Annotated in this window: 2 protein-coding genes; both read right to left on the bottom strand. The window is 68.4% G+C overall.

The window, feature by feature from the left end; translation table 11 throughout:
• Positions 1-16 precede the first annotated feature (16 nt).
• Positions 17-2,380 carry a HelD family protein gene (locus ACSUZC_RS13460; protein WP_439029041.1) on the bottom strand — a complete coding sequence of 788 codons (2,364 nt, stop codon included), beginning with the start codon at positions 2,378-2,380 and terminating at the stop codon, positions 17-19.
• Positions 2,377-3,009 (bottom strand): hypothetical protein, encoded by a 633-nt coding sequence (locus ACSUZC_RS13455; RefSeq protein ID WP_439029040.1) that lies wholly within the window; start codon positions 3,007-3,009, stop codon positions 2,377-2,379. Before ACSUZC_RS13455 ends, ACSUZC_RS13460 begins: the two co-directional genes overlap by 4 nt.
• Positions 3,010-3,058 lie beyond the last annotated feature (49 nt).

Raw genomic sequence — 3,058 nt, 5'->3', positions numbered from 1 at the left:
ACCCAGCCGGCTCGGATCAGTACTGCGGGAGGTCGGCCAGCGCGGCGGGCAGCGCGTCCCGGTGGACCACGACGAGCCGTTGCGTGGCGCGGGTCAACGCAACATACAGGTCGCTGAGACCCCGTGGTGATTGCTCGACGATCGCGGTCGGCTCCACGACGATCGTGGTGTCGAACTCGAGTCCCTTGCAGCTCCGGACCGTGTACACCTTCGACGGTTCCTCGGGCCGCGCCTCCGCGTCGAATCGGTCCGACTCCACCGCGCCTTGCACCGCGCCGAGGAGGTCATCGGGCACGATGACCGCCGTCAGACCCTGCGGCTCGGCCAGCGCGACCGCGCGCAACACGCCGTCGACGATGCCGGCGTCATCCGGAGTCGGGTGCGCGGCGATCGCCACGGGTTCGATCCCGTTGCTGCGCAATGATGTCGGTGCCTTCTCGCCGTTGCCGATCTCCTCGAGCACACGTGCTGCGTACTCCATGATCTCGCTCGGGGTCCGATAATTGACCGAGAGTTCCTTGAACTGCCAGCGCTTGGCGACATAGGGCTCGAGAACGTCGGCCCACGAGCGGGTTCCCGCCTCGTCGGACGTCTGGGCGGTGTCGCCGATGATGGTCATCCACCGATTCGGGATGCGCCGCATGACCATTCGCCACGCCATCGCCGACAACTCCTGGGCCTCGTCGACGATGACATGCCCATACGTCCATGTGCGATCACCGTAAGCCCGCTCGGCGGTCGTGGCCCGACGGGTCTCTGTCTGGCGCGATGCGAGCTGTTCGGCATCGATGAGGTCGTACGCCATCAGGATCTCGGGATCGAGCTCGTCCTCGAGGTCCTGTGGGGCGGAACCGGTCAGGATGTCGAGAGCGTCCTGCGCCTCGGCGAGCTGTCGTCGCCAACGCGCACGCTCGGCGCGCTCGGCCTCGTCGGTGCCGTAACCGATCAGCTCGGCCAGCTCGTCGAGCAGCGGCACATCGGCGGGGGAGAAGTCCTCACCCGTGGCCGACCGGGGGCGCGGTGACCGGAGCAGGGCGTCGCGGTCGACATCCGACCACCCGGGCGTGGCCTTGCGGATCGCGCGTTCGTCGGACAGCAGGTCACGCAACATGTCCTGCGGGGTGAGGGTCGGCCAGAACTGCAACAGCGCGGCCCGGATGTCCGGATCGCGGCTCATGTCGTCACGGATGTCGGAGATGTCGGCCGGACTGAGCAGCTGCGATCCGTCGAGCAGACTCGACCCGATCGTCGATGCGTGGCGTGCCGCGAGTTCGGCGAGGCCCGCTTTCAGGAAGGTGTTCTGCGACAGATTGTGGGCCCGGCGAGTGGCACGCGCCTTGGCGCGCGCGGTCTTGATCAGCGCCGAGTCGATCTCGACCTGGTAGCTGTCGAAGTCCACGGTCTCGGGCCGTGACGGCAGGGACTGCTGCGCGCGGACCGCCCGTTTGAGGGCATCGACCATTCGCAGGCCGCCCTTCACCGCGGTGGTGGCACGTGGATCCTCGACGCCCGCCCGCACACCGGGGAATAGGTCGCCGATGGTGGACAGCAAGACGCCGGACTCGCCGAGCGAGGGCAACACCTGACCGATGTAGTTCAGGAAGTCGTCGTTGGGCCCGATGATGAGAATGCCGCTCCGAGAGAGGATCTCGCGGTGGGTGTAGAGCAGGTAGGCGGCACGGTGCAAGGCGACGGCGGTCTTGCCGGTGCCCGGGCCGCCCTGGATGACGGTCACACCCCGATGGGTCGAGCGGATGATCAGATCCTGCTCGCGCTGGATCGTCTCCACGATGTCGGTCATCTCGCCGGTGCGCGCCGCGTTGAGCGCGGCGACGAGCGCAGACTCGTTGACGACGTCGCCATGACCGAAATCATCGAGGAGGGCGTCGCCCGACGTCAGGTACTCGTCGCTGACACCACGCACCTTGCGGCTACGGGTACGGACGTGACGACGCCGCGCGACGTCCTCGGGGGCGGCCGGCGTCGCGAGGTAGAAGGGGCGGGCCAGCGGAGCTCGCCAGTCGAGCAGCAGGGTCGCGTCGGTCGCGGTGTCGTCGAGTGCGCCGTCGGCGCCGAAGCCGTCGTCGAGTACGCCGATACGGCCGATTCGCCGGACCTCACCGTCGTCGAGATCCAGCCTCCCGAAGTACAGATTGTGTTCGGCGGCATCGAATTTGGCGAGGTCCTCGTTGTACATCCGTTCATAGGACTCGCGTTCGGATCGGGCCTGAGGGGTGCCGCCGCGTTCGCTCAGCGTCGACGACAACCGACGACGCGTGGTCTGGCGCATCCGGTCGAGCCTGCCGTACACGCGGTCGAGGTGCCGTTGCTCCTCGTCGATGCGCGCGTCGGCGTCGGCGTCGGGGGAGAGGGTGCTCACGCGCCACCTCCGAGCCCCGTGCGATCTCCCGACACCGGGTCGCGCACGAGCCCGGCCGCGCGGATGCGTGCGGTGACCGCCGCGGGGTCGGCGGCCAGCCGTGCGCAGACCAGTGCGGGCGGGCCGGAGAACATCGGGTCGTCGAGCTGTGCGCCCAGCCACTTGTGGACGCGCGTCTGCGACCCGAAGGTGAGGATCTCGCCGGTGCCCGGGTCCGCGAGAACTCCGCGACGGGATACATAGATGTCGAATTCGTCCGCCAGGGCGGGCAGCAGGGGATGGTCGTGCGTGTTCACTGTCTGTCGATCGTAGTTGGGTTCAGTGGCGTCGAGAGCGCCGACGTGGTCGGGACCGAGCCACGCAGCCGCCGTGGTGAGTAGGTGCTGACCTGCGAAAACGGGTGCGGCGGGCACGTATCCGCGGCGGGCGATGTGAGCGGAATGACCCACTGTGACGTTGGTGACGCTGACCGGGTGCAGTCGCGGGACCGGCACGTCCCCGAGAGTCGCGAACTTGCTGCGCAACACCGAGGCGGCTGCATTGGATCCGACCGCGATCACGAGGCGCGACCGGTCCGGTGGTTCCTCGTCTGCTGCGACGGAGCTGCTGACCACGACGGACGCGGGCACCCACGGATAGTCCTCCGGTGGGTGCGCCGCGTCCGCGGTCGTGAGGTGG

The sequence above is a fragment of the Gordonia terrae genome (assembly GCF_051789125.1).
Taxonomy (GTDB): domain Bacteria; phylum Actinomycetota; class Actinomycetes; order Mycobacteriales; family Mycobacteriaceae; genus Gordonia; species Gordonia terrae_A.
The sequence above is the reverse complement of the archived record's forward strand: the minus strand, read 5'-3'. Positions and strand labels throughout refer to the sequence as shown.